The 25,151-nt window shown below is 39.2% G+C and carries 22 protein-coding genes and 1 pseudogene; 17 read left to right on the top strand and 6 right to left on the bottom strand.

Annotated features, from left to right (window positions below):
- Positions 1-5 precede the first annotated feature (5 nt).
- The 5 genes from surE to mutS all read left to right on the top strand — a co-directional run bounded on the left by surE (position 6) and on the right by mutS (position 5,601).
- Positions 6-746, top strand: a complete 741-nt coding sequence (gene surE, locus AC6H0A_RS07600) for a 5'/3'-nucleotidase SurE (RefSeq protein ID WP_005640917.1) — start codon at positions 6-8, stop codon at positions 744-746.
- 29 nt (positions 747-775) lie between these two features.
- Positions 776-1,354, top strand: coding sequence for a YqaA family protein (locus tag AC6H0A_RS07595; protein WP_005640919.1), 579 nt, complete (start codon positions 776-778; stop codon positions 1,352-1,354).
- Between the two features lie 9 nt (positions 1,355-1,363).
- Positions 1,364-1,549, top strand: a complete 186-nt coding sequence (locus tag AC6H0A_RS07590) for a hypothetical protein (RefSeq protein ID WP_005640921.1) — start codon at positions 1,364-1,366, stop codon at positions 1,547-1,549.
- A 23-nt stretch (positions 1,550-1,572) separates the two neighbouring features.
- Positions 1,573-2,880 (top strand): murein hydrolase activator NlpD, encoded by a 1,308-nt coding sequence (nlpD, locus tag AC6H0A_RS07585; protein WP_179230796.1) that lies wholly within the window; start codon positions 1,573-1,575, stop codon positions 2,878-2,880.
- Between the two features lie 135 nt (positions 2,881-3,015).
- Entirely contained in the window at positions 3,016-5,601 is a 2,586-nt protein-coding gene (mutS, locus tag AC6H0A_RS07580) for a DNA mismatch repair protein MutS (protein WP_005640925.1), read from the top strand.
- A 733-nt stretch (positions 5,602-6,334) separates the two neighbouring features.
- Here mutS and AC6H0A_RS07575 read toward each other — a convergent pair.
- The 5 genes and pseudogenes from AC6H0A_RS07575 to lon form a co-directional block, all read right to left on the bottom strand.
- Positions 6,335-6,932: pseudogene (locus AC6H0A_RS07575) on the bottom strand (IS1595 family transposase).
- A gap of 307 nt (positions 6,933-7,239) precedes the next feature.
- Positions 7,240-8,472, bottom strand: coding sequence for a phosphoglycerate dehydrogenase (gene serA, locus AC6H0A_RS07570; RefSeq protein WP_005640927.1), 1,233 nt, complete (start codon positions 8,470-8,472; stop codon positions 7,240-7,242).
- A gap of 29 nt (positions 8,473-8,501) precedes the next feature.
- Entirely contained in the window at positions 8,502-9,161 is a 660-nt protein-coding gene (gene rpiA, locus AC6H0A_RS07565; RefSeq protein ID WP_005627100.1) for a ribose-5-phosphate isomerase RpiA, read from the bottom strand.
- A 107-nt stretch (positions 9,162-9,268) separates the two neighbouring features.
- The gene (gene hemW, locus AC6H0A_RS07560) at positions 9,269-10,420 is read right to left on the bottom strand and encodes a radical SAM family heme chaperone HemW (protein ID WP_005640929.1); all 1,152 of its coding nucleotides are present in this window, start codon (positions 10,418-10,420) and stop codon (positions 9,269-9,271) included.
- Between the two features lie 134 nt (positions 10,421-10,554).
- Positions 10,555-12,969 (bottom strand): endopeptidase La, encoded by a 2,415-nt coding sequence (gene lon, locus AC6H0A_RS07555; RefSeq protein WP_005640931.1) that lies wholly within the window; start codon positions 12,967-12,969, stop codon positions 10,555-10,557.
- A gap of 189 nt (positions 12,970-13,158) precedes the next feature.
- Between lon and AC6H0A_RS07550 the strand changes: the two genes are divergently transcribed.
- On the top strand, positions 13,159-14,034 hold the full coding sequence (locus AC6H0A_RS07550; RefSeq protein WP_005640933.1) for a VirK/YbjX family protein: 876 nt from the start codon (positions 13,159-13,161) through the stop codon (positions 14,032-14,034).
- A gap of 47 nt (positions 14,035-14,081) precedes the next feature.
- On the opposite strand, the gene mazG is transcribed toward AC6H0A_RS07550, so the two are convergent.
- Positions 14,082-14,873, bottom strand: a complete 792-nt coding sequence (mazG, locus tag AC6H0A_RS07545) for a nucleoside triphosphate pyrophosphohydrolase (protein WP_179230797.1) — start codon at positions 14,871-14,873, stop codon at positions 14,082-14,084.
- 131 nt (positions 14,874-15,004) lie between these two features.
- Here mazG and pyrR point away from each other — a divergent pair, with 131 nt between their 5' ends.
- The 11 genes from pyrR to fruK all read left to right on the top strand — a co-directional run bounded on the left by pyrR (position 15,005) and on the right by fruK (position 25,151).
- Entirely contained in the window at positions 15,005-15,544 is a 540-nt protein-coding gene (gene pyrR / locus AC6H0A_RS07540) for a bifunctional pyr operon transcriptional regulator/uracil phosphoribosyltransferase PyrR (RefSeq protein ID WP_005626142.1), read from the top strand.
- 75 nt (positions 15,545-15,619) lie between these two features.
- Positions 15,620-16,555, top strand: a complete 936-nt coding sequence (locus tag AC6H0A_RS07535; RefSeq protein ID WP_005640939.1) for a peptidylprolyl isomerase — start codon at positions 15,620-15,622, stop codon at positions 16,553-16,555.
- A 69-nt stretch (positions 16,556-16,624) separates the two neighbouring features.
- Positions 16,625-17,668, top strand: coding sequence for an endolytic transglycosylase MltG (gene mltG / locus AC6H0A_RS07530; protein ID WP_044232529.1), 1,044 nt, complete (start codon positions 16,625-16,627; stop codon positions 17,666-17,668).
- A gap of 16 nt (positions 17,669-17,684) precedes the next feature.
- The gene (gene tmk, locus AC6H0A_RS07525; protein WP_179230800.1) at positions 17,685-18,317 is read left to right on the top strand and encodes a dTMP kinase; all 633 of its coding nucleotides are present in this window, start codon (positions 17,685-17,687) and stop codon (positions 18,315-18,317) included.
- Positions 18,314-19,297, top strand: coding sequence for a DNA polymerase III subunit delta' (locus AC6H0A_RS07520; RefSeq protein WP_179230798.1), 984 nt, complete (start codon positions 18,314-18,316; stop codon positions 19,295-19,297). Before tmk ends, AC6H0A_RS07520 begins: the two co-directional genes overlap by 4 nt.
- 54 nt (positions 19,298-19,351) lie before the next feature.
- Positions 19,352-20,134 carry a YchF/TatD family DNA exonuclease gene (locus AC6H0A_RS07515; RefSeq protein WP_005640946.1) on the top strand — a complete coding sequence of 261 codons (783 nt, stop codon included), beginning with the start codon at positions 19,352-19,354 and terminating at the stop codon, positions 20,132-20,134.
- Between the two features lie 26 nt (positions 20,135-20,160).
- The gene (locus tag AC6H0A_RS07510) at positions 20,161-20,685 is read left to right on the top strand and encodes a DUF1523 family protein (RefSeq protein ID WP_005640947.1); all 525 of its coding nucleotides are present in this window, start codon (positions 20,161-20,163) and stop codon (positions 20,683-20,685) included.
- Positions 20,686-20,735: 50 nt separating this feature from the next.
- A complete protein-coding gene (gene paeA / locus AC6H0A_RS07505; RefSeq protein WP_005640950.1) occupies positions 20,736-22,034 on the top strand; it encodes a polyamine export protein PaeA in 1,299 nt (432 codons plus the stop codon).
- A gap of 72 nt (positions 22,035-22,106) precedes the next feature.
- Positions 22,107-22,637: an HI_0449 family lipoprotein gene (locus AC6H0A_RS07500; RefSeq protein WP_005640951.1), complete on the top strand. Its 531-nt coding sequence runs from the start codon at positions 22,107-22,109 to the stop codon at positions 22,635-22,637.
- Positions 22,638-22,708: 71 nt separating this feature from the next.
- The gene (gene fruB, locus AC6H0A_RS07495; RefSeq protein ID WP_005640953.1) at positions 22,709-24,208 is read left to right on the top strand and encodes a fused PTS fructose transporter subunit IIA/HPr protein; all 1,500 of its coding nucleotides are present in this window, start codon (positions 22,709-22,711) and stop codon (positions 24,206-24,208) included.
- A 1-nt stretch (position 24,209) separates the two neighbouring features.
- On the top strand, positions 24,210-25,151 hold the full coding sequence (gene fruK, locus AC6H0A_RS07490) for a 1-phosphofructokinase (RefSeq protein WP_005640955.1): 942 nt from the start codon (positions 24,210-24,212) through the stop codon (positions 25,149-25,151).

The following is a 25,151-nucleotide window of genomic DNA, read 5'->3' as shown; positions in this document are numbered from 1 at the left end:
GTACAATGCGAATTTTAGTCAGTAATGATGACGGTTTTCATGCAGAAGGCATTCAAGTTTTAGCAACAGAATTAAGAAAAATTGCCGAAGTCATTGTTGTTGCCCCAGATCGTAATCGAAGTGCGGCATCAAGCTCGCTCACATTAGTGGAGCCACTGCGCCCACGCCATTTAGACAGTGGCGATTATTGTGTGAATGGTACACCAGCAGATTGTGTACATTTAGCGTTAAACGGATTTTTATCTGGCCAAGTAGATTTAGTGGTATCAGGCATTAATGCTGGTTGTAATATGGGCGATGATACGATTTATTCAGGCACATTAGCCGCAGCCCTTGAAGGTCGCCATTTAGGGCTGCCTGCTATTGCGGTTTCGTTAGATGGTCGTCAACATTATGAAACAGCGGCACGAGTTGTGTGTGATCTCATTCCCAAATTACATCACCAATTATTAAATCCTCGTGAAATTATTAATATCAATGTGCCAGATTTACCTTTTGAAGAATTAAAGGGTTACAAGGTGTGTCGCTTGGGTTACCGTGCTTCGTCTGCAGAAGTCATTAAACAAAGGGATCCTCGTGATGAAACCATTTATTGGATTGGCCCTTCAGCATTACCCGAAGATGAAAGCGAGGGAACAGATTTCCATGCAGTGAAAAATGGTTATGTGTCTATCACGCCAATTCAGGCAGATCTTACTGCACATCATTCACTTTCGGCTTTACAAGATTGGTTAGAGCAGGAATAATGGCGCGTTTTACCAAATAGAGAAGAAATATGAAAATTTTCGGCACGATGTACGATAAAACCATGCAATGGTCAATGCACCGTTTTGCGACTTTTTGGCTCTCTTTTGTTAGTTTTATCGAGGCGATATTTTTTCCTATTCCACCTGATGTGATGTTGATCCCAATGTCTATGTCAAAGCCAAAAAGTGCGGTGAAATTTGCATTTTATACGGCGATTGCTTCTGTCATCGGTGGGGTTATCGGTTACGCTATTGGTTATTATGCAACGGACTGGGTGGAAAACATTGTACAACAATGGGGATATGGTGCGCATTGGGCAAAAGCCATAAATTGGTTTGAGCAATGGGGCGTATTAGTTGTGTTTGTGGCGGGTTTTAGCCCAATTCCTTACAAGGTGTTTACTCTCTGCTCTGGGGTAATGCAAATGGCATTTTTCCCTTTTGCCATCACCGCATTTGTTTCACGTTTAGCGCGTTTCTTGCTGGTGGCAAAATTAGCTGCATGGGGCGGTGAAAAATTCGCAGTAAAATTGCGAAAATCTATTGAAATTATTGGTTGGTCAGTGGTGGTGCTGGCTGTCATTGCTTACTTTATATTGAAAAACTAGGATAGAAAAATGAATAAATTAGGTCTTATTTTAATGGCTGGATTCGTATTAGCTGGATGTGCATCAGAACCAGTTAAAGATCCAGATGCATTACCAAACGGCATCATGCAACCAGTAGAAGGCACAGGCGCTGTTGCTGGCGGTAGCTTTATGCCAGAAATTCAAAAAAATACAATGCCAGCGCAAACGAAATAATAAAGGAACAATAAGGAATTACTATGAAAAAATCATTTCTCTTACTCCCTTTGAGTCTTGTTGTATTATCGGCTTGTGCCTCTAATTCTCCTGCTCCAATTAGTAATGCTGATGGCAATCTTTCCCCTGGCATCATGCAACCTGTCAATGGCAAAAGCGCGGGTGGTTCTTGGCAACCTGAAATTCAAAAAAACACGGTACCAGCGATGGGCGGTGTACCAACAGGCGTGCAAACGCCACAGCCAAATTTCCAACCAACCTATCAACAGCCTGCCATGCCAGCAGCGCCTGCTCAACCAGCATTCAAACCTACACAGCCAGCATTTCAGCCAGCTCAAAAACCAGCTGCGCCAACACCAACTCCAGCTGTGCAAACAAAAACCATCACTAAAACAGTTTCTGATTGCGTAGGTTCGCAACATATTAATGTTCCACGCAATCCAAATACCAATGCACCAGATTATAGCCAAATTGAAAAAGGCTCTTACAAAGGTAATACCTATAAAGTAAACAAAGGCGATACCATGTTCTTAATCGCTTACTTGGCGGGGATTGATGTAAAAGAATTAGCAGCATTGAACAACATGACAGAGCCTTATAGTTTGAGCTTAGGTCAAACTTTAAAAATCTCTAATTGTGGTACAAAAACAGTGACAACAACGGTTCCTGTAAAACAACCTGCAACAGCAACGACAACAACTACTGCGGCTGCACCGACAGCACCTGCAGAACTAGCAGTCACCTATACGCCAGGTGCAAATGGTACGCAAATGGGATCTGATGGCACAATCATTGGTCCAATTAAATCTGGCGCAGGTGTAGCGAATAGCGCACCAGCAATGGTACCAGTTGCAGCTGCACCAGTTGCCCCTGCGACAACACCATCAGTGCCAACAACACCAGTAGATAACACTAATATCACACCGATTAATGCCAATGTCGTTGCACCAATCGCATCAAATGTTGCATGGCAATGGCCGACTTCAGGTAATATCATTCAAGGTTTCTCCAATACTGATGGCGGAAATAAAGGGGTTGATATTAGCGGTTCTCGTGGACAGGCTGTTAAAGCAGCTGCATCAGGTCGCGTCGTGTATGCTGGCAATGCTTTACGTGGTTACGGTAATTTAATCATCATCAAACATAATGATGATTTCTTAAGTGCTTATGCGCATAACGACAAAATTCTTGTAACCGATCAACAAGAAGTCAAAGCTGGTCAAGAAATCGCAAAAATGGGTAGCTCTGGTACAAATACCGTGAAACTCCACTTTGAAATTCGCTATAAAGGTAAATCAGTGGATCCTGTACGTTACCTTCCAAGACGTTAATTTTCCTCTAAAAAGAGCGGTGAAAAATCTCAACAAATTTTCACCGCTCTTTTTTTATCTGGCTTTTTCCCCTTTCGGCACCTAAAATAGCCGACACAAAACCTATCTTTATTCAGTTTCAAAGCAGATAATTAGATGATTTCCGAAGAAAATTTCCAACAACATACGCCAATGATGCAACAATACCTAAAACTCAAAGCAGAGAATCCGGATATTTTGTTGTTTTATCGCATGGGAGATTTTTACGAGTTGTTTTATGACGATGCGAAAAAAGCAGCGGCATTGTTGGATATTTCTTTGACGAAACGAGGTCAATCTGCTGGGCAACCAATTCCAATGGCGGGCGTGCCTTATCATGCGGTGGAAGGTTATTTAGCAAAATTGGTTCAGTTGGGTGAGCCTGTGGCAATTTGTGAACAGATTGGTGATCCTGCCACCAGCAAAGGGCCTGTGGAACGCCAAATTGTGCGAATTGTTACACCAGGTACGGTGAGTGATGAGGCACTTTTGCCTGAACGCCAAGACAATCTGATTGCGGCGGTATATCAAGAAAAAGAAAAATTTGGATTAGCCACTTTGGATATGACCTCTGGCCGTTTTCAGCTTTGTGAACCTACTGATAAAGAAACATTGCGTGCGGAATTGCAACGTATTGCACCTGTGGAATTGCTGTATTGTGAAGAATTTAATGAAATGGCTGCAATTGAACATTGCAAGGGATTACGCCGTCGCCCGATTTGGGAATTTGAACTTAGCACCGCCATTACGTTACTGAATCGCCAATTTGGTACAAAAGATTTACGCGCCTTTGGTGTGGAAAAATCCCCTCTAGGCTTAAGTGCGGCAGGTTGTTTATTACAATATGCAAAAGAAACGCAACGTACCGCATTGCCTCATATTCAAAGCATTAGCTTAATTCAAAATCAAGACTGTATTCAGTTAGATGCCGCCACTCGCAGAAATCTTGAATTAACGCAAAATCTTGCGGGTGGCACAGAAAATACGCTAGCGTCTGTCTTGGATAAATGCGTCACGCCAATGGGCAGCCGCTTATTGAAACGTTGGATTCACCAGCCTGTTCGTGATGTGGAAAAATTAAAACAACGCCAACAATCGATTGCGGAAATTCTGAATTTTGATTTGGTCGATGAACTCCAACCTTATTTGCAATTAGTTGGCGATATGGAGCGTATTTTAGCGCGTGTTGCACTACGTTCAGCGCGTCCACGCGATCTCACCCGCTTGCGCACGGCATTAGAACAAATTCCTGCATTACGCGCGATTGTGCAACAAAAAACACCGCCATTTTTAACCGCACTTTTCAGCCAAATTGCCGATTTCAGCGAGCAATGCGATTTATTGCAACGTGCATTGATTGAAACGCCTCCACTTTTAATTCGAGATGGTGGCGTAATTGCTGAAGGTTACCATGCCGAGTTGGACGAATGGCGTATGCTGTCTGATGGCGCAACCCAATATTTGGAAAACCTAGAAAAACGTGAGCGTGAAAGCACTGGTATTGATACGCTAAAAATCGGTTTTAATGCAGTGCATGGTTATTACATTCAAATTAGCCAAGGCCAAGCGCATAAAGCACCTATTCATTATGTACGCCGCCAAACCCTGAAAAATGCAGAGCGTTACATTATTCCTGAACTCAAAGAATATGAAGACAAAGTACTGAAATCAAAAGGCGCAGCGTTAGCATTAGAAAAGCAGCTTTATGATGAATTGTTTGATTTATTATTACCGCACTTAGGTTCGTTACAACTGGCGAGCCTCGCACTTTCTGAATTGGATGTATTGGTCAATCTTGCGGAGCGCGCAGACATCCTCAATTACGTGATGCCAACATTCTGTGATGAAGTGAGTGTGAAAATTGAAAATGGTCGCCATCCTGTCGTGGAACAAGTATTAAAAGATCCTTTTATCGCCAACCCAGTGGAATTAAATCATAACCGTCACTTGTTAGTTATCACTGGGCCAAATATGGGTGGTAAAAGTACTTATATGCGCCAAACCGCATTAATTACATTGCTGGCGTATATCGGCAGCTTTGTGCCGGCAGACAGCGCGCGAATAGGGCCGATTGATCGTATTTTTACTCGAATTGGTGCGTCTGATGATTTAGCTTCAGGGCGTTCAACCTTTATGGTGGAAATGACAGAAATGGCAAATATTCTTCATCAAGCCACTGCGCAAAGTCTCGTGCTTATTGATGAAATTGGACGCGGCACATCCACTTATGATGGCTTATCCTTAGCTTGGGCTTGTGCAGAATGGTTAGCCAAAAAAATCCGCTCACTTACGTTATTTGCCACCCATTATTTTGAATTAACCGCATTGCCAGAACAGCTAGAAGGCATTGCCAATATTCATTTAGATGCCCTTGAGCATAACAACACCATCGCCTTTATGCACGCTGTACAAGATGGTGCAGCAAGTAAAAGTTATGGTTTGGCAGTCGCGGCTTTGGCGGGCGTGCCACAATCTGTTATTAAACTGGCAAAACAGAAATTGACACAATTAGAAAAAACATCAGGTCATTCAGCCGATCAGCAAATTCAGGCATTACGTGAAGCCAATCACACTCAAGGTGAATTATTGTTTGAACAAGAAATGGATGCGCTAAGAGAGGCTATTGAAAAACTAGATCCCGATGATTTAAGTCCTAAACAAGCCTTAGCGTATTTGTATCAGTTAAAGAAAATGGTGGGGTAACATCTTACAAAAGTGCGGTGAAATTTTGATCTAGCCAAAAATAGACTATTTACTTAAGGACTGATGATGACATAGCATCGAAGTCGGTCTTTGAATTTCAGTTTAATTTGTTGCTGATATAGTAATCCAAATAATCCTTACAGCTTTGGTCTGAATGTAAAATGTTTCGCTTTATTTAAGTTGTTTTGTTCTTTGCTTGCTCCTGTACTATCCATGTTGTCAAAAATAAGGAGGTTATTAATCCGTTTTTTATGATATCTGCACCATGGCATTGTTGGACTAAAAATCTGACTGTTTTACGTTGTGAACTCACTTCAAGTGATAATACCAATTGGGAGTGGTTTATTAGTTAGAATAGTGAGTGGATAGATTACAGGAATGCTTTCCAGCTTTACTGATTTCATCACCTAATTGTTTAATTAAATCTTTCAATTTTTCAAAATCTACAGAGTCAGCTTAGTTCAATGAGTGATTTTTTTCTGCTTTTTATTAGCATGACTCAATTAAATTTTTTAACATAATTAGTCCTTTATTTAGATTTAATTAAGACTGCTTATAAAAAGATATAGAATAATATATAAAGTGTAAAAATTATTTAAAATTCAAATTTTTATATTTTTTGATACATTTAGTAAAATATTTTAATTAGTTATTTTTTTAGGTGATTTTGACTTTGAAAAGATAACTTAAGATAGGAGCCTATCTATTGGTGAATAATTTTTTAGGGGCTGTACTAGATAACTAGACACCCCTTAACTAATTGTTTTAAAATGGAAATTTGAGATTTTATTTCACTGTTGTTAAAACGTCATTCGTATTCCTTTAAATATAGCTCAAAATGCTCTTGGGAATGTCATTAAACTTCTGTAAATGGCGTTTTGCTTGATTCCAAAAATTCTCAATTCCGTTTATGTGGTTATGATTTTCAGCAAAATGCGGGCTGTGATTGATGCGAAAATGGCTAAATTCACTGACATCAAGCACATCATCACTACGAAAGGTATCCGTGTACATAATGCTATCAGGCTTAACTTTCTCTCGGATAATTGGCAATAATGTCGCTGATTACGTATTAGGGACAACGACGGTATAAACCCTGCCATTTCGTTTGAGAAGCAAGAATACCGCGACTTTTCCGGCAGCACGACCATATTTACCTTTCCGAGTACTGCCAAAATAGCTTTCATCAGCTTCAATCCCGCCTTCAAGTATTTCCAATATGTGGGCTTGTTTGATAGATGAGTAAGCGTAATCGATGAAAGTAATAAGCGACTGTAATTAACCAATTCACTGGCTGTTCTTGCTGTGACACCTGCGACAAACAGTTCAATGAGTTTATTCTATTTAAACTAGTTTTAAATACATTTTAAAACGTTCAAAATTTAACAATTTATAGTCAATTTTTATGAAAAATAAAACCCTATAAACAGGGGCTACAACTAAATCATTTCTACCAAATATTTTTTTCCTTATGCAAATACCCACATAAGATAATTTCTTAACGAAAGAATATGTAGCTCCTTTTAAGGGGGAATCAGGGACAGGGATTGTCAGTTTTCACAAGCCCCAAGAGAGGCTTGTGAAGTATAGTCCCTTATAGGGGGCTAAAAATCTTGTGTTTTACATACGAATTGTCATTTAGTAAAGTACCCGCGCACGAATTGTGCCATCGATTTCCTTTAATTTCGTCAGTAATGGCGATGCATCATTTGTTTCTACATCCACGACAACATAACCAATTTTCGGGTCAGTTTGTAAATATTGCGCGGCAATATTGAGGTTGGCTTCGACGAAAATTTGGTTCAGTTTGTTCAATATACCAGGACGATTTTCGTGAATATGCAATAAGCGTTTTGTTCCCTCGTGTTCTGGTAAAGATACTTCAGGGAAGTTGACGGAAGAAAGTGTTGAACCATTGTCTGAATATTTGACAAATTTACCTGCTACTTCAAAACCGATATTTTCCTGTGCTTCCGCTGTTGAGCCGCCGATATGTGGCGTTAAAATCACATTATCAAATTCGCGTAACGGTGAGACAAATTCTTCATTAATTGACGCAGGTTCAATTGGGAATACATCAATTGCGGCGCCGTGAATTTTACCGTCTTTTAAGGCTTGAGCAAGCGCATCAATATCTACCACTGTGCCACGCGAAGCATTGATCAAAATTGCTCCTTGTTTTAATTGTGCGATACGAGCTGCGTTCATTAAGTTTTTGGTAGATGGCAGTTCTGGTACATGTAATGAAACCACATCGCAAGAACTGAGTAATTCTTCAAGGCTACGAACCTGTTTGGCATTACCGAGCGGAAGTTTATTTTCGATATCGTAGAAATACACATCTATGCCTAATGATTCGGCAATAATACTTAATTGTGAACCAATGTGGCCGTAACCAATAATTCCTAGTTTTTTACCCCGCACTTCATGAGATCCCGTCGCTGATTTATTCCAGACGCCACGATGTACTTCGGCATTAGCCTGTGGCACATTGCGCATAAGTAATAAAATCTCGCCTAATACAAGTTCTGCGACAGAACGAGTGTTTGAGAATGGGGCATTAAATACAGGAATTCCACGCGCTTTTGCTGCATTTAAATCCACTTGGTTGGTGCCAATACAGAAACATCCCACAGCGATTAATTTGGGTGCAGCTTCAATCATTTCTGCCGTTAAATGGGTGCGAGAACGCAAGCCGATAAAGTGTGCATCTTTAATGGCTTCTTTTAATTCATCACCATCTAGCGCTTTTTTATAGTAATCAATATTGGTATAGCCTGCCGCATGGAGCGTATCAAGTGCGCTTTGATGCACACCTTCAAACAATACAAATTTGATTTTTGATTTGTCTAGTGAAACTTTGTTTGTCATGTTTGCTTCCTTATGATTTTTATTATGAATTAGTCAATAATTTTGGCACCTTCAGGCGTACCGACTATCACAACGTCTGCGCCACGTAACGCGAATATCCCATTAGTGACAACACCCGCAACATTGTTTAATTCTTTTTCCATTTCAACTGGATTTAAAATAGTGAAGTTGTGCACATCTAAAATCACATTGCCGTTGTCAGTCACCACGCCTTCACGATATTCAGGTGCGCCACCAAGTGCGGCTAATTTTCTGCCTACTTGTGAACGAGCCATTGGAATAACTTCAACTGGTAATGGGAAGGTAGAACCCAACACATCCACTTGTTTACTCGAATCTACAATACAAATAAATTTTTTGGCTAATGCAGCGACGATTTTTTCACGAGTGAGCGCTGCGCCGCCGCCTTTAATCATCATTTTTTGTGGATTGATTTCATCTGCACCATCCACATAAATATCTAAGCTAGAGACATCATTTGCATTAAATACTTCGATACCTTGTTTACGTAATAATTCTTCTGATGCTTTTGAAGCCGCAACTGCGCCTTGAATTTTATCTTTGATTGTACCTAAAGCCTCAATAAAGCAGTTCACCGTGGAGCCGCTTCCCACCCCAACAATCGTATCTGCTTTTACATATTGTAATGCGGCTTGTGCGGCGAGTTTTTTCATTTCTAATTGATTCATTTCTTTTCCTTTCCTTATCTTAATAAGTAAACGATCGAGTTACTTTATTACGAGAGTATTTAATAAACAAGTGTAATTTTTCTGCAACGAGAGGTTTAACGGATGAGCTATGATTCCGTTAAAAATAATTCCAATAGTTCATTGAGAAATAACTTGCCATGCTCAGTGATTTGCCAAGAATCAGCGTTTTCCACAATATAGTTTTGTTGAATGGCAAAATCAATTTGATTTTTTACCGCACTTTGAGATAAACCTGTGTAATCTTCAAATTCTTGTTTGGGCACCGCTTCTAACAAACGAAAGCGATTCATAAAAAACTCAAAAGGGCGGTCAATTTCTGGCACGTTTTTTTCTTCGTAAAGATATTCGCCACGCAAATAACCTTTCGGGTGCTTGGTTTTAGAAAAGCGGGTAATCTCGCCATTAGGGAAGGTCAGTTTCCCATGTGCGCCACAGCCAATAGCTAAATAATCCCCAAACCGCCAATAATTCAAATTATGTTTACATTGAAAATCAGCCTTTGCATAAGCCGAGGTTTCATATTGCTGGTAGCCCGCTACGGTTAAAAGTTGGTGGCCTTGCTCAAAAATATCCCAAAGCTCATCATCATCTGGTAATTTAGGTGGGCGGTAAGCAAACATCGTATTTGGCTCAATAGTGAGCTGATACCAAGAAAGGTGAGGAGGAGATAGCTCAATAGCTTGGCGAAGATCATCTAAGGCCTCTTCTAACGTTTGGTTTGGCAAATCGTGCATTAAATCCAAATTGAAACTTTTTAGCCCAGAAACTTTCGCTAAATTGACCGCACTTTTTGCCTCTGCTGCATTATGGATTCGTCCAAGACGCTGTAATTTGTCATCATTGAAACTTTGAATTCCCATAGAAATTCGCGTGATGCCTGCGGATACATAACCTTTAAAACGTTCAGCTTCTACCGTACCAGGATTAGCTTCTAATGTGATTTCAATATTATCTTCAAAATCAATCTGCGTTTTTATTTCTTTTAAGAGATACGCAATGCTTTCTGCCGAGAACAAACTTGGCGTACCGCCACCAATAAAAATTGAATGGAGTTTTCGTTGTTGAATGGAATCTTTAAAGCGCTGTAAATCGGCCTGTAGATCTTTTAGAAGGTGATGAATATAGTCTTGTTCTGGTATATCGCCTTTTTGTGCGTGCGAATTAAAATCACAATAAGGGCATTTTTGAACGCACCATGGAATGTGTACATAAAGAGAAAGTGGAGGAAGTTTGAGCATTCTGTTATTAACAAGTTTTAAATGTGAGAACAGTTAGAAAAAATACAAATTAACGTTGTGTAAATATGAAATTTTAGCTGACGCTGTGAATGTTGATAAAAAGGGCCTGTTTTCACAAGCCCTAAAACATTCAATTAATTGACCGCTCTTGTTGTCTTACTGGTCGCTTTACGGCGGGGTGATTTTGCCACTTTAGTTTCAACTTTGACAAATTCAATGCCTTCAGGCGGATTTTCCAATGCAAGACCAAGTACTTCATCAATGGTTTCTACTGCATGAATCGCAAGATTTTGTTTTACGTTTTCTGGAATTTCTTCGAGATCTTTAACATTCTCTTTTGGAATTAATACGGTTTTAATTCCGCCACGATGTGCCGCAAGAAGTTTTTCTTTTAATCCACCAATTGGTAATACTTTACCGCGTAAACTGATTTCACCTGTCATGGCTACATCAGCACGTACAGAATTACCTGTTAAGCAAGAAACTAATGCCGTACACATTGCAATACCTGCACTTGGACCATCTTTTGGTGTCGCACCATCTGGCACGTGAATGTGAATATCGCGTTTTTCATGGAATTCAGAATTGATACCCAATTTTTCAGCACGTGCACGGACTACGGTCATCGCGGCTTGGATAGATTCTTTCATCACATCGCCTAATGAACCAGTGAAGGTTAATTTACCTTTGCCAACCACTGACGCAGTTTCAATAGTCAGTAAGTCACCGCCCACTTCAGTCCACGCAAGACCTGTTACTTCACCCATACGGTTTTGGGTATCCGCTTTACCAAATTCAAAACGTTTCACACCAAGATAATCGTGCAGATTATCTGAATTTACCGTGATAGATTTAAGTTTTGGATTTACTAATAAATTTTTCACTGCTTTACGGCAGATTTTTGAAATTTCACGTTCTAATCCACGCACACCAGCTTCACGAGTGTAATAGCGGATAATATCTAAAATGGCATTTTCTTCGATGGTTAATTCGCCTTTTTTCAATCCATTACGTTCAATTTGTTTTTGTAACAAATGTTGCATCGCAATATTGAGTTTTTCATCTTCGGTATAACCAGAAAGACGAATGACTTCCATACGATCTAATAATGGACCTGGAATATTCATGGAATTTGATGTTGCTACAAACATCACATCAGAAAGATCATAATCCACTTCTAAATAGTGATCATTAAACGTGGTGTTTTGCTCAGGGTCGAGTACCTCAAGCAATGCTGATGCTGGATCACCTCGCATATCGGATGCCATTTTGTCGATTTCATCAAGCAAGAATAATGGATTTTTTACCCCCACTTTTGCCATCTTTTGAATTAATTTACCTGGCAATGCACCAATATAGGTTTTACGGTGACCACGGATTTCTGCTTCATCGCGAACACCGCCTAATGCCATGCGTACATATTTACGACCAGTAGCATTGGCAATAGACTGACCAAGAGACGTTTTACCTACCCCTGGTGGTCCTACTAAGCAAAGGATTGGACCTTTGATTTTGTTTAAACGCGCTTGCACCGCAAGGTATTCTAAAATACGTTCTTTCACTCGTTCTAAACCATAGTGATCCGCATCTAAAACTTGTTGAGCTTTTGCGATATCTTTCTTCACTTTGGTACGTTTATGCCATGGCACTTGAAGCATCCATTCAATGTAGCTACGAACAACGGTCGCTTCAGAAGACATGGCTGACATCATTTTGAGTTTTTGTAGCTCATTTTCCACTTTATCGCGTACGTCCGCAGGCATGCCTGCCGCTTCTACTTTTTGACGAAGTTGTTCCACTTCATCAATCGTATCTTCATTTTCGCCACTATCCATTTCTTTGCGAATAGCTTTAATTTGCTCGCTTAGATAATAGTTACGTTGGCTTTTCTCCATTTGTTTTTTTACGCGACCACGAATACGTTTTTCAACTTGGAGAATGTCCGCTTCTGATTCCATCATACCAAGCAAATATTCTAAGCGGTCTTGCACGTTAGCAAGTTCCAACACGCTTTGTTTATGACGAACACTTACCGGTAAATGAGCCGACATTGTGTCTGACAAACGATCTGCATCACCAAGGCGATGAAGTGCATTTAATACATCTGCAGGGATTTTTTTATTTAAGGTGAGATAATTTTCGAATTCAGAAAGTACCGCTTTTTTCGCAACATCTAACTCTTTTTCATCACCATAAGTGGTTTCGATAGGGGTAATTTTTGCGGAAAAGCACTTTTCGCCATCTTCAAAGCTGTTAATTTTCGCGCGGTTTTGACCTTCAACTAGCACTTTCACTGTGCCATCAGGTAATTTTAGTAATTGAATAATGTTAGCAATGGTACCCACATCAAATAAATCTTCAGGGGTAGGTTCTTCCAAATCTGCTTCTCTTTGAGATACCAAAAGAAGCTGTTTATCATCGTTCATCGCTTCTTCAAGAGCATTAATTGATTTTGCACGCCCTACAAAAAGTGGCATCACCATATAAGGGAAAACGACGACATCGCGTAATGGCAATACGGGCATCGTACGTTGGGTATTCTTCGCCATAATTTATCTCTCTTAATTCTTTCCTATAATTTGGGTAAATATTGGGGTAGGGAAACAGGAATTCAAGGAAAAGATTATAACAAAGTCTGAGTTGTAAAGTGGGTTTTAAACAAAAAAGAATTTTGGCAAATGAAGTGATAATCGCTAAAATGGCTGATAATTTTATTAAATTTCACAAAATATTGAGTTATGTCCACGAAAAATAATTTTATTTTCCCCACTTACGTTCAAATGTATCCTTATTCCAAGGATCGCCCTTTTCTCAAACAAGTGCGGGAAAAATTACGCTATTATGGCTATAAATGGTTGTATCAAAAGCAATGTAGCCAATTAGTGGATTTTCTTAATACAGAAACTCAATGGCAGCCTTTGTTTACACAAGATTATTATCGTGTGAACACCGTGTTGACAACTTTTTGCGATAAACGCTTTTCTGCTTCAGAACGTTTACCTGCGATTACGGAGAATTTACGTTTGGCAGAAGAAAAAATGGGACGTTCGCTTTGCCAACAATTATTAGATCAACAAAATATCGTGTTAACACAATTAACAGATGATTTGCGTTTATCTTTGAGTATCAATCATATAGATCCCTTTGAAGGGTATTTTTCTATTAATATTCGTAATCAACATAATGAGCGAGTATATGATGCGTCTTTCACTTTTTTGAGCCCGAATAAATTGCTTATTGCCTCGATTCAAGGCCCCTCAAGTGGCAATGCTCAAGAACTTGTAAAACAGGCTACGAAAGCATTGCACGGTATGCGTCCAATGTTTCTGTTAGTCAATGCATTCAAAATGCTCGCTGAAAAATGGAAATGTGAGCTAGTGGGCATTCCGCACAAAGCACAAGGAAAATATCGTCTTTCTGCGCGCAGTAAGATTTTGTTTAATTACGATGAGTTCTGGCAAGAGAATCAAGGGGAATATGGCAATAATTATTGGCAATTACCTTTAGATATTGAACGCAAACAGTTAGAAGATATCGCAAGTAAAAAACGTTCTATGTATCGTAAGCGTTATGAAATGTTAGACCAAATGGCATTGGATATTCAGCAACTTTAACGAAGAAAGTGCGGTAAAAATGAAAGAAATTTTACCGCACTTCTCAATTAGTTTTCTTGTTTTTTCACTTCATCCCACAACAAATCTAATTCAATAAGTGGCACATCATTAACTTGCTTACCTTGTTGTTGAACCGCTTGTTCTACTGCTCGAAAACGACATTCAAATTTTAAATTCGCTTTCCGTAATGCATCTTCAGGATCACATTTTAAGTGGCGAGCAAGATTGACGGTTGCGAACAATAAATCACCGATTTCCTCTTCCACTTTATTTTGTTCAATCGAAGTGCGGTTAATTTCAGCTTGAACTTCTTCTAATTCTTCCCGCACTTTGTCAAATACGGGTGAAATTTCTTCCCAATCAAACCCTACTTTTGAACAATGTTTTTGTAATTTTGCTGCTTGTATAAGAGAAGGCAAAGCACGAGGTACATTATCTAAAATAGAGGTTTCAGCACTTTTACCTTGTTTTTCTTTGGCTTTCATTTCGTTCCAACGGGAAAGGGCTTCTGTTTCGTCCCCCGCTTTTGCATCACCAAACACGTGAGGATGACGGCGCACAATTTTTTCAGCGACATCTTGTAACACATCGTCAAAAGTAAAGTATTTATCTTCTGTTGCAAGCTGGCTGAAGAAAACGACTTGTAACAATAAATCTCCTAATTCTTCGCGTAAATTTGGTATGTCTTTTTTCTCAATCGCTTCAATTACTTCGTAAGTTTCTTCCGTTAAGCAAGGAATCATGGATTCATAATTTTGTTTTAAATCCCAAGGGCATCCGCCATTTGGATTACGAAGTTGGGCGATGAGGTGAATAAAATCTTGAATAGAGTAGCGCATAATTTTATTTCCTTTGATGGAATGTTTTGGATAGTATAACGAACAAGAAAAATGGTGCAAATACCGTCGCTTTTTAGGCACATTTTCTTTATACTTTGCGCATTGAAATACTATTGATAAAGCTGGGAAAAATGGAAAAAATTATTATCGACCACGATCGTTTTCTTCGCACGATTTCGCGTATTTCTCACGAAATTATTGAAAAACATCAAACGTTAGATGATCTTGTGATTGTTGGGATTAAACGCCGTGGCGCGGAAATTGCCGAATTATTACAACGTCGAGTTGAAGAATTAAGTGGTATAAATTTACCTTCAATGGAACTGGATATCACCTTTTATCGCGATGATTTAACTTTGGTTGATCAGGAAGATAAAATGCCAGTTTATAGTGGTTCATCACAATATTTAAATATTCAAGATAAAACCGTCATTTTGGTTGATGATGTGTTGTTTACTGGTCGAACCATTCGTGCAGCAATGGATGCTCTCACCGATTTTGGTCGTGCTGCAAAAATTGAATTAGTGATTTTTGTTGATCGCGGGCATCGTGAATTACCAATTCGTGCTGATTACGTAGGTAAAAATGTACCAACAAGCCGTGATGAACTTGTGCAAGTTCGCACTGAAAAACAAGATGGCTGTTACGAAGTTGCTATTCTTGGGAAATAGATCTTGTCTATTGTGAACCTTCAATAGAATTGTTACTCTAACCAACGTTATTGACTCTTTTTTGATGAGATTAAAATGAAAAAATTTATTCTAAAATCTTTTTTATTGGCTACTTTAGGTTGTGTTGCTTTTACTTCTATGGCTCAAGCAGGAGAACGCGTTGTCGCAACAGTAGATGGCATTCCTATTTTAGAAAGCCAAGTTCGTGCAAATATGGGTAAAAAAGGCGATCGCCAAAATGCACTTGATAAAATTATTGATGATCTTTTAGTACAAAAAGCGATTCAAGAATCTGGTGTAAAAATTGATCCTCGTGAAATCGATCGTGTTGTGGAAGATACTGCGGCAAGAAATGGTTTAACTTATGGTCAATTTTTGGATGCGTTAGATTATCAAGGCATTTCATTAAATACATTTCGTCAACAAATTGCCAATCAAATGATGATGGGGGCAGTGCGTAATAAAGCTATCAATGAAAGCGTTGCGGTGACGCGTGAAGAAGTTGTTGCGCTTGGTCAAAAAATGTTAGATGAGGCAAAATTGCAAGGCACAGCACAAAAAGTAACGGGTAAAGAATACGAAGTTCGTCATATTTTGTTAAAACTTAACCCGATGTTAAATGATGTACAGGCCAAAGCTGAATTAACAAGAATTCGCTCTGATATTATTGCGGGCAAAATGACTTTTGCGGACGCCGCTTTAAAATATTCTAAAGATTATTTATCGGGTGCGAATGGCGGTAGTTTAGGTTATGCGTTCCCAGAAAGTTACGCGCCACAATTTGCACAGACTGTTGCGCAAAGTAAACAAGGTGTAATTTCTGCGCCATTTAAAACTGAGTTCGGTTGGCATATTTTGGAAGTGACAGGAACGCGTGATGGTGACCGCACGGCGGATGCTTATACGCAAAAAGCCTATGAACATTTGGTGAATAGTCAGTTACAAGACGCAAATAAAGATTGGGTAAAAGCATTACGTAAAACTGCGGATATTCAATATTTTAATAAATGATTTAATGTTTAAAAGAAAGGGGCTTAATTGCCCCTTTTGTTGTTTTTTATTTTCTCTTTCTTATACCTTATGAAGAAATTTTTAATTGCGATTTTACTTTTAATTTTGATTTTAGCGGGCGTGGCTAGTTTTGGTTATTACAAAATTACTGAATTTGTAAAAACACCAGTAAATGTGCAGGCAGATCAACTTTTAACTATTGAACGTGGTACAACAGGTTCAAAATTAGCCGCACTTTTTGAGCAAGAAAAGTTAATTGATGATGGAAAATTATTACCTTATTTGCTGAAGTTGAAACCTGAGCTAAATAAAATAAAAGCAGGGACTTATTCTCTTGAGAATGTTAAAACAGTGCAAGATTTACTGGATTTGCTTAATTCAGGTAAGGAAGTGCAGTTTAATGTAAAATGGATTGAAGGAAAAACCTTCAAGGATTGGCGAAAAGATCTTGAAAATGCACCGCAATTGGTGCAAACCTTGAAAGATAAGAGTAACGAGGAAATTTTCACATTACTTGATTTGCCAGATGTTGGTAGAAATCTTGAACTAAAAAATGTGGAAGGTTGGCTTTATCCTGATACTTACAACTATACACCTAAATCGACAGACTTGGAGTTACTTAAGCGATCGGCTGAGCGAATGAAAAAGGCGTTAAATAAGGCGTGGAACGAGCGTGATGAGGATTTACCTTTAGCGAATTCTTATGAAATGTTGATTTTGGCTTCTATCGTAGAAAAAGAAACGGGTATTGCTACTGAGAGAGCAAAAGTGGCCTCTGTATTTATCAACCGTTTGAAGGCAAAAATGAAATTACAAACAGATCCAACGGTAATTTATGGTATGGGTGAGAATTACAGTGGTAATATTCGTAAAAAAGATTTAGAAATGTCAACGCCTTATAATACTTATGTGATTGATGGATTGCCGCCAACGCCAATTGCTATGCCAAGTGAAAGTTCATTACAAGCTGTTGCAACCCCTGAAAAAACAGATTTTTATTATTTTGTGGCAGATGGTTCTGGTGGACATAAATTTACCCGAAATTTGAATGAACATAATAAAGCGGTACAAGAATATTTACGTTGGTATCGCAGCCAGAAAAATGCTAAATAAAAGTGTGGAAGAAAACATGAAAGGAAAATTTATTGTCATTGAAGGTTTGGAAGGTGCGGGGAAAAGCTCCGCTCATCAATCTGTTGTGCAAGTCTTGCATGAACTTGGTATTCAAGATGTCGTATTTACACGCGAGCCTGGTGGAACACCATTGGCAGAGAAATTACGTCATTTAATTAAACATGAAACTGAAGAACCTGTGACAGCGAAAGCAGAGTTATTAATGCTTTATGCGGCACGTATTCAGTTAGTGGATAACGTGATTAAACCTGCTTTAATGCAAGGAAAATGGGTGGTAGGTGATCGCCACGATATGTCATCTCAGGCGTATCAAGGTGGTGGACGTCAATTAGACCCGCATTTTATGCTCACTTTGAAAGAAACCGTATTAGGTGATTTTGAGCCAGATCTCACAATTTATTTGGATATAGATCCGATTGTCGGTTTAGCGCGAGCTCGTGGACGTGGCGAGTTAGACCGTATTGAGCAAATGGGTTTAGATTTTTTCCATCGCACTCGAGCACGCTATTTAGCGTTAGTAAAAAATAATCCAAAAGCAGTGGTGATTAATGCAGAGCAGAGTATTGAACTTGTTCAAGCTGATATTGAAAGGGCGGTAAAAAATTGGTGGAAATCAAACGAAAAATGACCGCGCTTTATCCTTGGTTAATGCCAATTTATCATCAAATTGCTCAAACCTTTGACGAAGGTTTGGGACACCATGCTGTGCTGATTAAAGCTGATTCTGGTTTAGGTGTAGAACGTTTATTTGATGTACTTGCACAGAAAATAATGTGTGTGGCTCAAGGCGATAAACCTTGTGGTCAATGCCATTCTTGCCATTTAATGCAAGCCCATAGCCATCCAGATTATCACGAATTAAGCCCTATTGATGGTAAGGATATTGGTGTTGATCAAGTACGCGACATTAATGAGATGGTTGCTCAACATGCACAACAAAACGGCAATAAAGTGGTGTATGTGCAAGGTGCGGAACGTTTGACAGAAGCGGCTGCCAATGCGTTATTGAAAACATTGGAAGAGCCTCGTCCAAATACTTATTTTTTACTTCAGACGGATAGTTCAGCAAGTTTATTAGCAACCATTTACAGTCGTTGTCAAGTGTGGAATCTGTCTGTGCCTAATGAGCAAACGGCTCTTGATTGGTTGAAATCAGAAAGTGCGGCTGAAAATCAGGAAATTTTGACCGCACTTGCGATGAATCTTGGTCGTCCGCTTTTAGCATTAGAGACGTTACAACAAGGACTTATTGAACAGCGTAAAAATTTCTTACGTCAATTTTGGGTGTTCTATCGCCGACGTTCACCATTGGAATTGCTTCCATTGTTTGATAAAGAACGCTATGTTCAGCAAGTGGATTGGATTTTGGCTTTTCTTTCCGATTGTTTAAAACATAAACTTGAAATTGGTAGTCATCGACAAGTTGCCGATCTTGGCCGTGGTATCGAACAATTCAGCGATGAGCAAACCGCTCTTGGTTTATTACAAGCAATCAAGATTATGCAAAAAGTGCGCTCAGATTTGCTTACAATTAATGGTGTGAATATTGACTTGATGCTATTAGATGGCTTGACTAGATTAGTAACTGAAGTATTTGAAACGCAATAAATTAAAGATATATCGTCTATGGTGTTCAAGCCTTAGGTATAAGGAAAAATAATTATGTTCATTGTTGACTCCCACTGCCATTTAGATGCTTTGGATTATGAAAATTTACACAAAAACATTGCAGATGTCGTGGAAAAAGCGCGCGCGCGTGATGTGAAACATTTGCTCGCGATTGGTGTAACATTAAGCCGTTTTGAGCAGGCTTATGACTCTTTACGCGAATTTAATAATGTCTCGCTTGCTTGCGGTGTTCATCCCCTTGATTTTGAAGAGGAACCTTATGACGCAGAACGCTTATTACGTTTAGCGCAAGATCCAAAAGTGATTGCGATTGGCGAAATTGGATTAGATTATTATTACAGTGCGGACAATAAAGCGGAGCAACAAGCGGTGTTTGGTAGCCAAATCGATATTGCAAACCAATTAGATAAGCCTGTGATTATTCATACACGTTCTGCGGGTGATGACACTATTGCAATGTTACGCCAACACCATGCTGAAAAGTGCGGTGGCGTTATTCATTGTTTTACGGAGACCATGGAATTTGCGAAAAAAGCGTTGGATTTGGGTTTTTACATTTCTTGTTCTGGCATTGTAACCTTTAAAAATGCCGAAGCGATTCGTGAGGTTATTCGTTATGTACCAATGGATCGCTTATTGGTGGAAACAGATTCGCCTTATCTTGCGCCAGTGCCTTATCGGGGGAAAGAAAATCAACCAGCTTATACGAGAGAAGTATGTGAATACGTGGCAATCTTAAAGGGCATTTCTGCTGAGGCGTTTGCTCGAATCACCACGCAAAATTTCGAGCGTTTATTTAAAATTCGTGTAGAATAAATGCACAGTTCTGACTAAGGAAAAGTATGCGAAAGTTTTTTAAATATTTCTTATTTATAGTTGTTTTTTTATTCCACGGTTTTATGTTTTCCGTAGTGAATTATGTATTTCCTCATTACGATGTGACGCGTGTTACTGGCGTAGAAGTTAAACGCGTTGATAAAGATGGCCCCATCACAAAATCGAATCCAGCTGATGGCCCAACACGTGATGTGTATTACATCAATACGCAAAATGACGATGGCAAAATTATGGTGTATCGCAATGAAGATACACGTTGGGGTTTTCCATTCTACTTCAAATTTGGCTCAGCCAATTTACAGGCTGAAGCTCAGGCTTTGGGTAATGACAATAAACTTGTGCAAATTAAATACTATGGTTGGCGTATTACGATGATGGATGAATATCGCAATGCAACCTCAATTAAAGAAATTACTGCTGATGACACGCCAAGTCTTCCAATCGTTTCTTGGATTTTCTATGCATTCCTGTTAGCTACTTTATTTTTGTCTATTCAATTTGTTCGCGGCTGGTTTGACAGCGAAGAGTAATATCCTGAACGGCCGCAAAGTGCGGTCGTTTTCTTTCATATTTTTGAGTAATGATTATGGAATTATTTCATACTATGTTGGCGATTATTGCCTTAATTCTAATTAGTGCAGTTGTTTCTTCTGCAGAAATTTCACTGGCGGGTTCGCGTAAATTGAAATTACAAACCCTTGCGAATGAAGGGGATGTGCGCGCGCTTCAAGTGCTTAAATTACAAGAGCATCCTGGTCGTTTTATTACTGTGGTTCAAATAGGTTTGAATATGGTGGCGATTCTTGGTGGGGGAATTGGTGAAAGCGCACTAAGCCCTTATATTGCGGAAATTTTAAGTCGTTCTTTTGTGGGAGATTGGATTGAACCAACCGCTTCTACAATCGCCTTTGTATTGGTTACTTGTTTCTTTATTTTATTTGCTGATCTTATTCCAAAACGTATTGCCATTACTTATCCTGAAATGGTGGCGTTGCGCGTTGTCGGCATTATGAATTTCAGTATGTTTGTGTTTAAGCCGCTTGTATGGTTTTTTGATACGCTTGCTAATGTATTTTTCCGCTTATTTCGTATTTCCACTGTGCGTGAAGATGGTATGACGTCTGAAGATATTTTCGCCGTAGTAGAAGCAGGCGCAGAGGCAGGTGTATTAAAAACTCAAGAGCATTATCTCATTGAAAACATTTTCGATATGCAAGCACGTACAGTAACTTCCACTATGACAACCCGTGAAAATATCGTGTATTTAGACCGCACTTTTTCTCGCCAAGAAGTCATGGATACGCTTTCTCGTGATTCTCATTCTAAAATTGTGATTTGTGACAATAGCCTAGACAAAATCTTAGGTTATGTAGAATCCCATACGTTGCTCACCATGTATTTGCAGAATGAAAATGTGGTGCTTACAGATCCCAAACTACTCCGTAAAGCATTATTTGTGCCTGATACGCTTTCTCTTTACGAGGTGTTGGAATTATTTAAATCTACCGGTGAAGATTTTGCGATTATTGTGAATGAATATGCCCTTGTAGTGGGTATCGTTACGCTAAATGATGTCATGAGTATTGTCATGGGGGAATTAGTTTCTAACGAAGAAGAATATATTGTTAGTCGTGATGAAAATTCGTGGCTTATTGATGGTGCAACGCCATTAGAAGATGTGACACGAGTGTTAGATATTGAATCTTTCCCAGATGAAGAAAATTACGAAACCATCAGTGGCTTTATGATGTATATGTTACGTAAAATCCCGAAAAAAACAGATTCTGTGGTTTACGGAAAATACAAGTTTGAAGTGATTGATACGGAAAACTTTAAAATCGATCAGATTTTGGTGTCTTTAGTAAAAGAGGCGGAATAATTACTGCCCTTTCTTTAATCCCCTTCAGCCAGTATAATGGCGGCGTTTTATTAACTTTAATCAGGTATGACTATGTTTAAAAAAATCTCTGTTTTATTTTTTACGTTAATGTTGGCAGGTTGTTCTTCTTGGTCATCGGTTACCAACTATATTCCATTTATGGGGAACGATAAAAAAGTGATTGATTTAGATAAGGATAAAATCGATCAAGAATCTTATGCGGTTGCTTATGAAGCGACTGTGGCGACATATAAAGGTCGCGTGAATGAAAATTTCTTTGTAGATAATTTTGCAAGTGGTGCGAATGACTGGTATTTAGGCCGTATTTTAGTTCCTGTGAAACAAATTCAGGATAAACTTTATACAGGCGGACATGATTCTGATGTATATGCTTATTATAGTGGCGTGTTACATGCGGAAGCATTGCAAGCTAACCTTAAACGTTTGAGCGCAAATTGTTGGGAAAAAGTGGATTCGCAAAGTATGACTCAAGGTATTTATGATGCGATGCGTGATTTGCAAAAAGGCAAAGAGCGCGGTGAAAATGATGAATATATTGCGCAAGGTAGTGAAGCACTGCTGAAAGCCTGTACATCTAAATAATTGTTTTTCAACAAGCTGCTGGTCGATTTATTTCACCAGCAGCTTTATTTTTAAATTATTAAGGAGCAAGAATGTTAGAACTTTCGGAAAGCAACATTCATTTAAATGCTAACACAGCTGATAAACAACAAGCGATTGAAATGGCAGCGTCCGCATTAGTTCAAGCAGATAATGTGGAAAATGGTTACTTGCAAGGAATGCTAGCGCGTGAACAGCAAACCTCAACCTTTTTAGGCAATGGCATCGCTATTCCTCATGGCACCTTGGATACTCGTTCGATGGTAAAGAAAACGGGTGTGCAAGTGTTTCAATTTCCTCAAGGCATAGAATGGGGCGAAGGAAATATTGCTTATGTCGTGATTGGTATTGCGGCGCGCTCTGATGAGCATTTGTCCTTATTACGTCAACTTACTCACGTTCTGAGTGATGAAGATACCGCAGCGAAATTAGCAAAAATAACGGATGTTGCTGAATTTCGTGAGATTTTAATGGGTGAAACTATCAAACCGTTTGAAATTCCTGCTGCTAATATCAGTTTAGATGTAGATACCCAAAGTTTATTAACTTTAGTTGCGATTAATGCGGGTCAATTGCAGGTGCAAAGTGCGGTAGAAAATCGCTTTATTTCTGAAGTGATTAATAATGCGGCATTACCGCTTGGCAAAGGATTATGGGTAACGGATTCTGTCGTCGGAAATGTGAAAAATGCTTTAGCATTTAGCCGTGCCAAAACAATTTTTAGCCACAATGGCAAAGCCGTAAAAGGCGTGATAACCGTTTCAGCCGTCAGTGATCAAATTAATTCAACTTTAGCGCGTTTATTAGATGACGATGTTCAAACAACCTTGCTCAATGGTAATTCAACAGAAATTTTGACCGCACTTTTGGGTTCATCGAGTGATGTTGAAACTCAATCTGTAGAAGGTGCTGTTGTAGGAACCTTTACGATTCGTAATGAACATGGTTTACATGCGCGTCCAAGTGCAAATTTGGTTAATGAAGTGAAAAAATTCACTTCGAAAATTACCGTGCAAAATCTTACTCGTGAAAGTGAAGTTGTCAGCGCAAAAAACTTGATGAAGATAGTTGCACTTGGTGTAACACAAGGGCATCGTTTACGTTTTGTGGCAGAGGGGGAAGATGCAAAACAAGCTATTGAAGCATTAGGCAAATCGATTGCTGATGGTTTGGGCGAGAATGTTTCTGCGGTGCCACCATCCGAACCAGATACCATTGAGATTATGGGGAAACAAATTCACGCACCAGCGGTAAGCGAAGATAATAACTTGCCAGCAAATGCCATTGAGGCAGTGTTTGTGATTAAGAACGAACACGGTTTGCACGCTCGCCCAAGTGCAGTGTTGGTAAACGAAGTGAAAAAATATAATGCCTCTGTGGCGGTTCAGAATCTTGATCGTAATTCTCAATTAGTGAGCGCTAAAAGCTTAATGAAAATTGTGGCATTAGGCGTAGTGAAAGGGACTCGTTTACGTTTTGTTGCGACGGGCGATGAAGCGCAACAGGCTATTGACGGAATCGGTGCTGTGATTGAATTGGGTTTAGGGGAATAGTATGGCAAGCGTCGTAACAATTACCTTAAATGCCGCTTATGATTTAGTAGGGCGTTTAAATCGTATCCAACTTGGTGAAGTAAATACCGTAGAAACCCTTGGCTTATTTCCTGCAGGGAAAGGCATTAATGTCGCAAAAGTACTAAAAGATTTAGGCGTTGATGTTGCAGTAGGTGGGTTCTTGGGCGAGGATAATTCAGTTGATTTCGAGCAAATGTTTAATAAGCAAGGCTTGGAAGATAAATTCCACCGTGTGGATGGCAAAACGCGTATCAATGTAAAAATTACCGAGACTGAAGCGGATGTGACAGATTTAAATTTCTTGGGATATCAAATAAGCCCACAAGTTTGGCAACAATTTGTGACGGATTCTTTGGCTTATTGTTTAGATTATGACATTGTCGCAGTGTGTGGCAGTTTACCTCGAGGTGTATCTCCTGAATTATTTGCTGATTGGTTAAATCAGCTTCACCAAGTTGGCGTTAAAGTTGTGCTTGATAGTAGCAATGCTGCGCTCACCGCTGGATTAAAAGCGAAACCTTGGCTAGTAAAACCCAACCATCGAGAACTTGAGGCTTGGGTTGGTCGTCCATTAAATCGTCTTGAAGAAATTATTGCTGCTGCATATCAACTCAAAGCGGAAGGCATTGAAAACGTGATTATTTCAATGGGCGCAAAAGGTTCTTTATGGATTAATAATAAAGGCGTGCTCAAAGCCGAACCAGCAAAATGTGAAAATGTAGTGAGTACTGTTGGAGCAGGGGATTCAATGGTAGCAGGCTTAATTTATGGTTTTGAAAAAGGTTTATCGAAAGCTGAAACCTTAGCTTTTGCTACGGCTGTGTCCGCTTTTGCAGTGTCTCAAAGTAATGTTGGTGTGAGTGATTTGAGTTTACTTGATCCCATTTTAGAAAAAGTACAAATAACGATGATTGAAGGATAA

The sequence above is a fragment of the Haemophilus sp. THUN1692 genome (genome assembly GCF_059704395.1).
The sequence above is the reverse complement of the archived record's forward strand: the minus strand, read 5'-3'. Positions and strand labels throughout refer to the sequence as shown.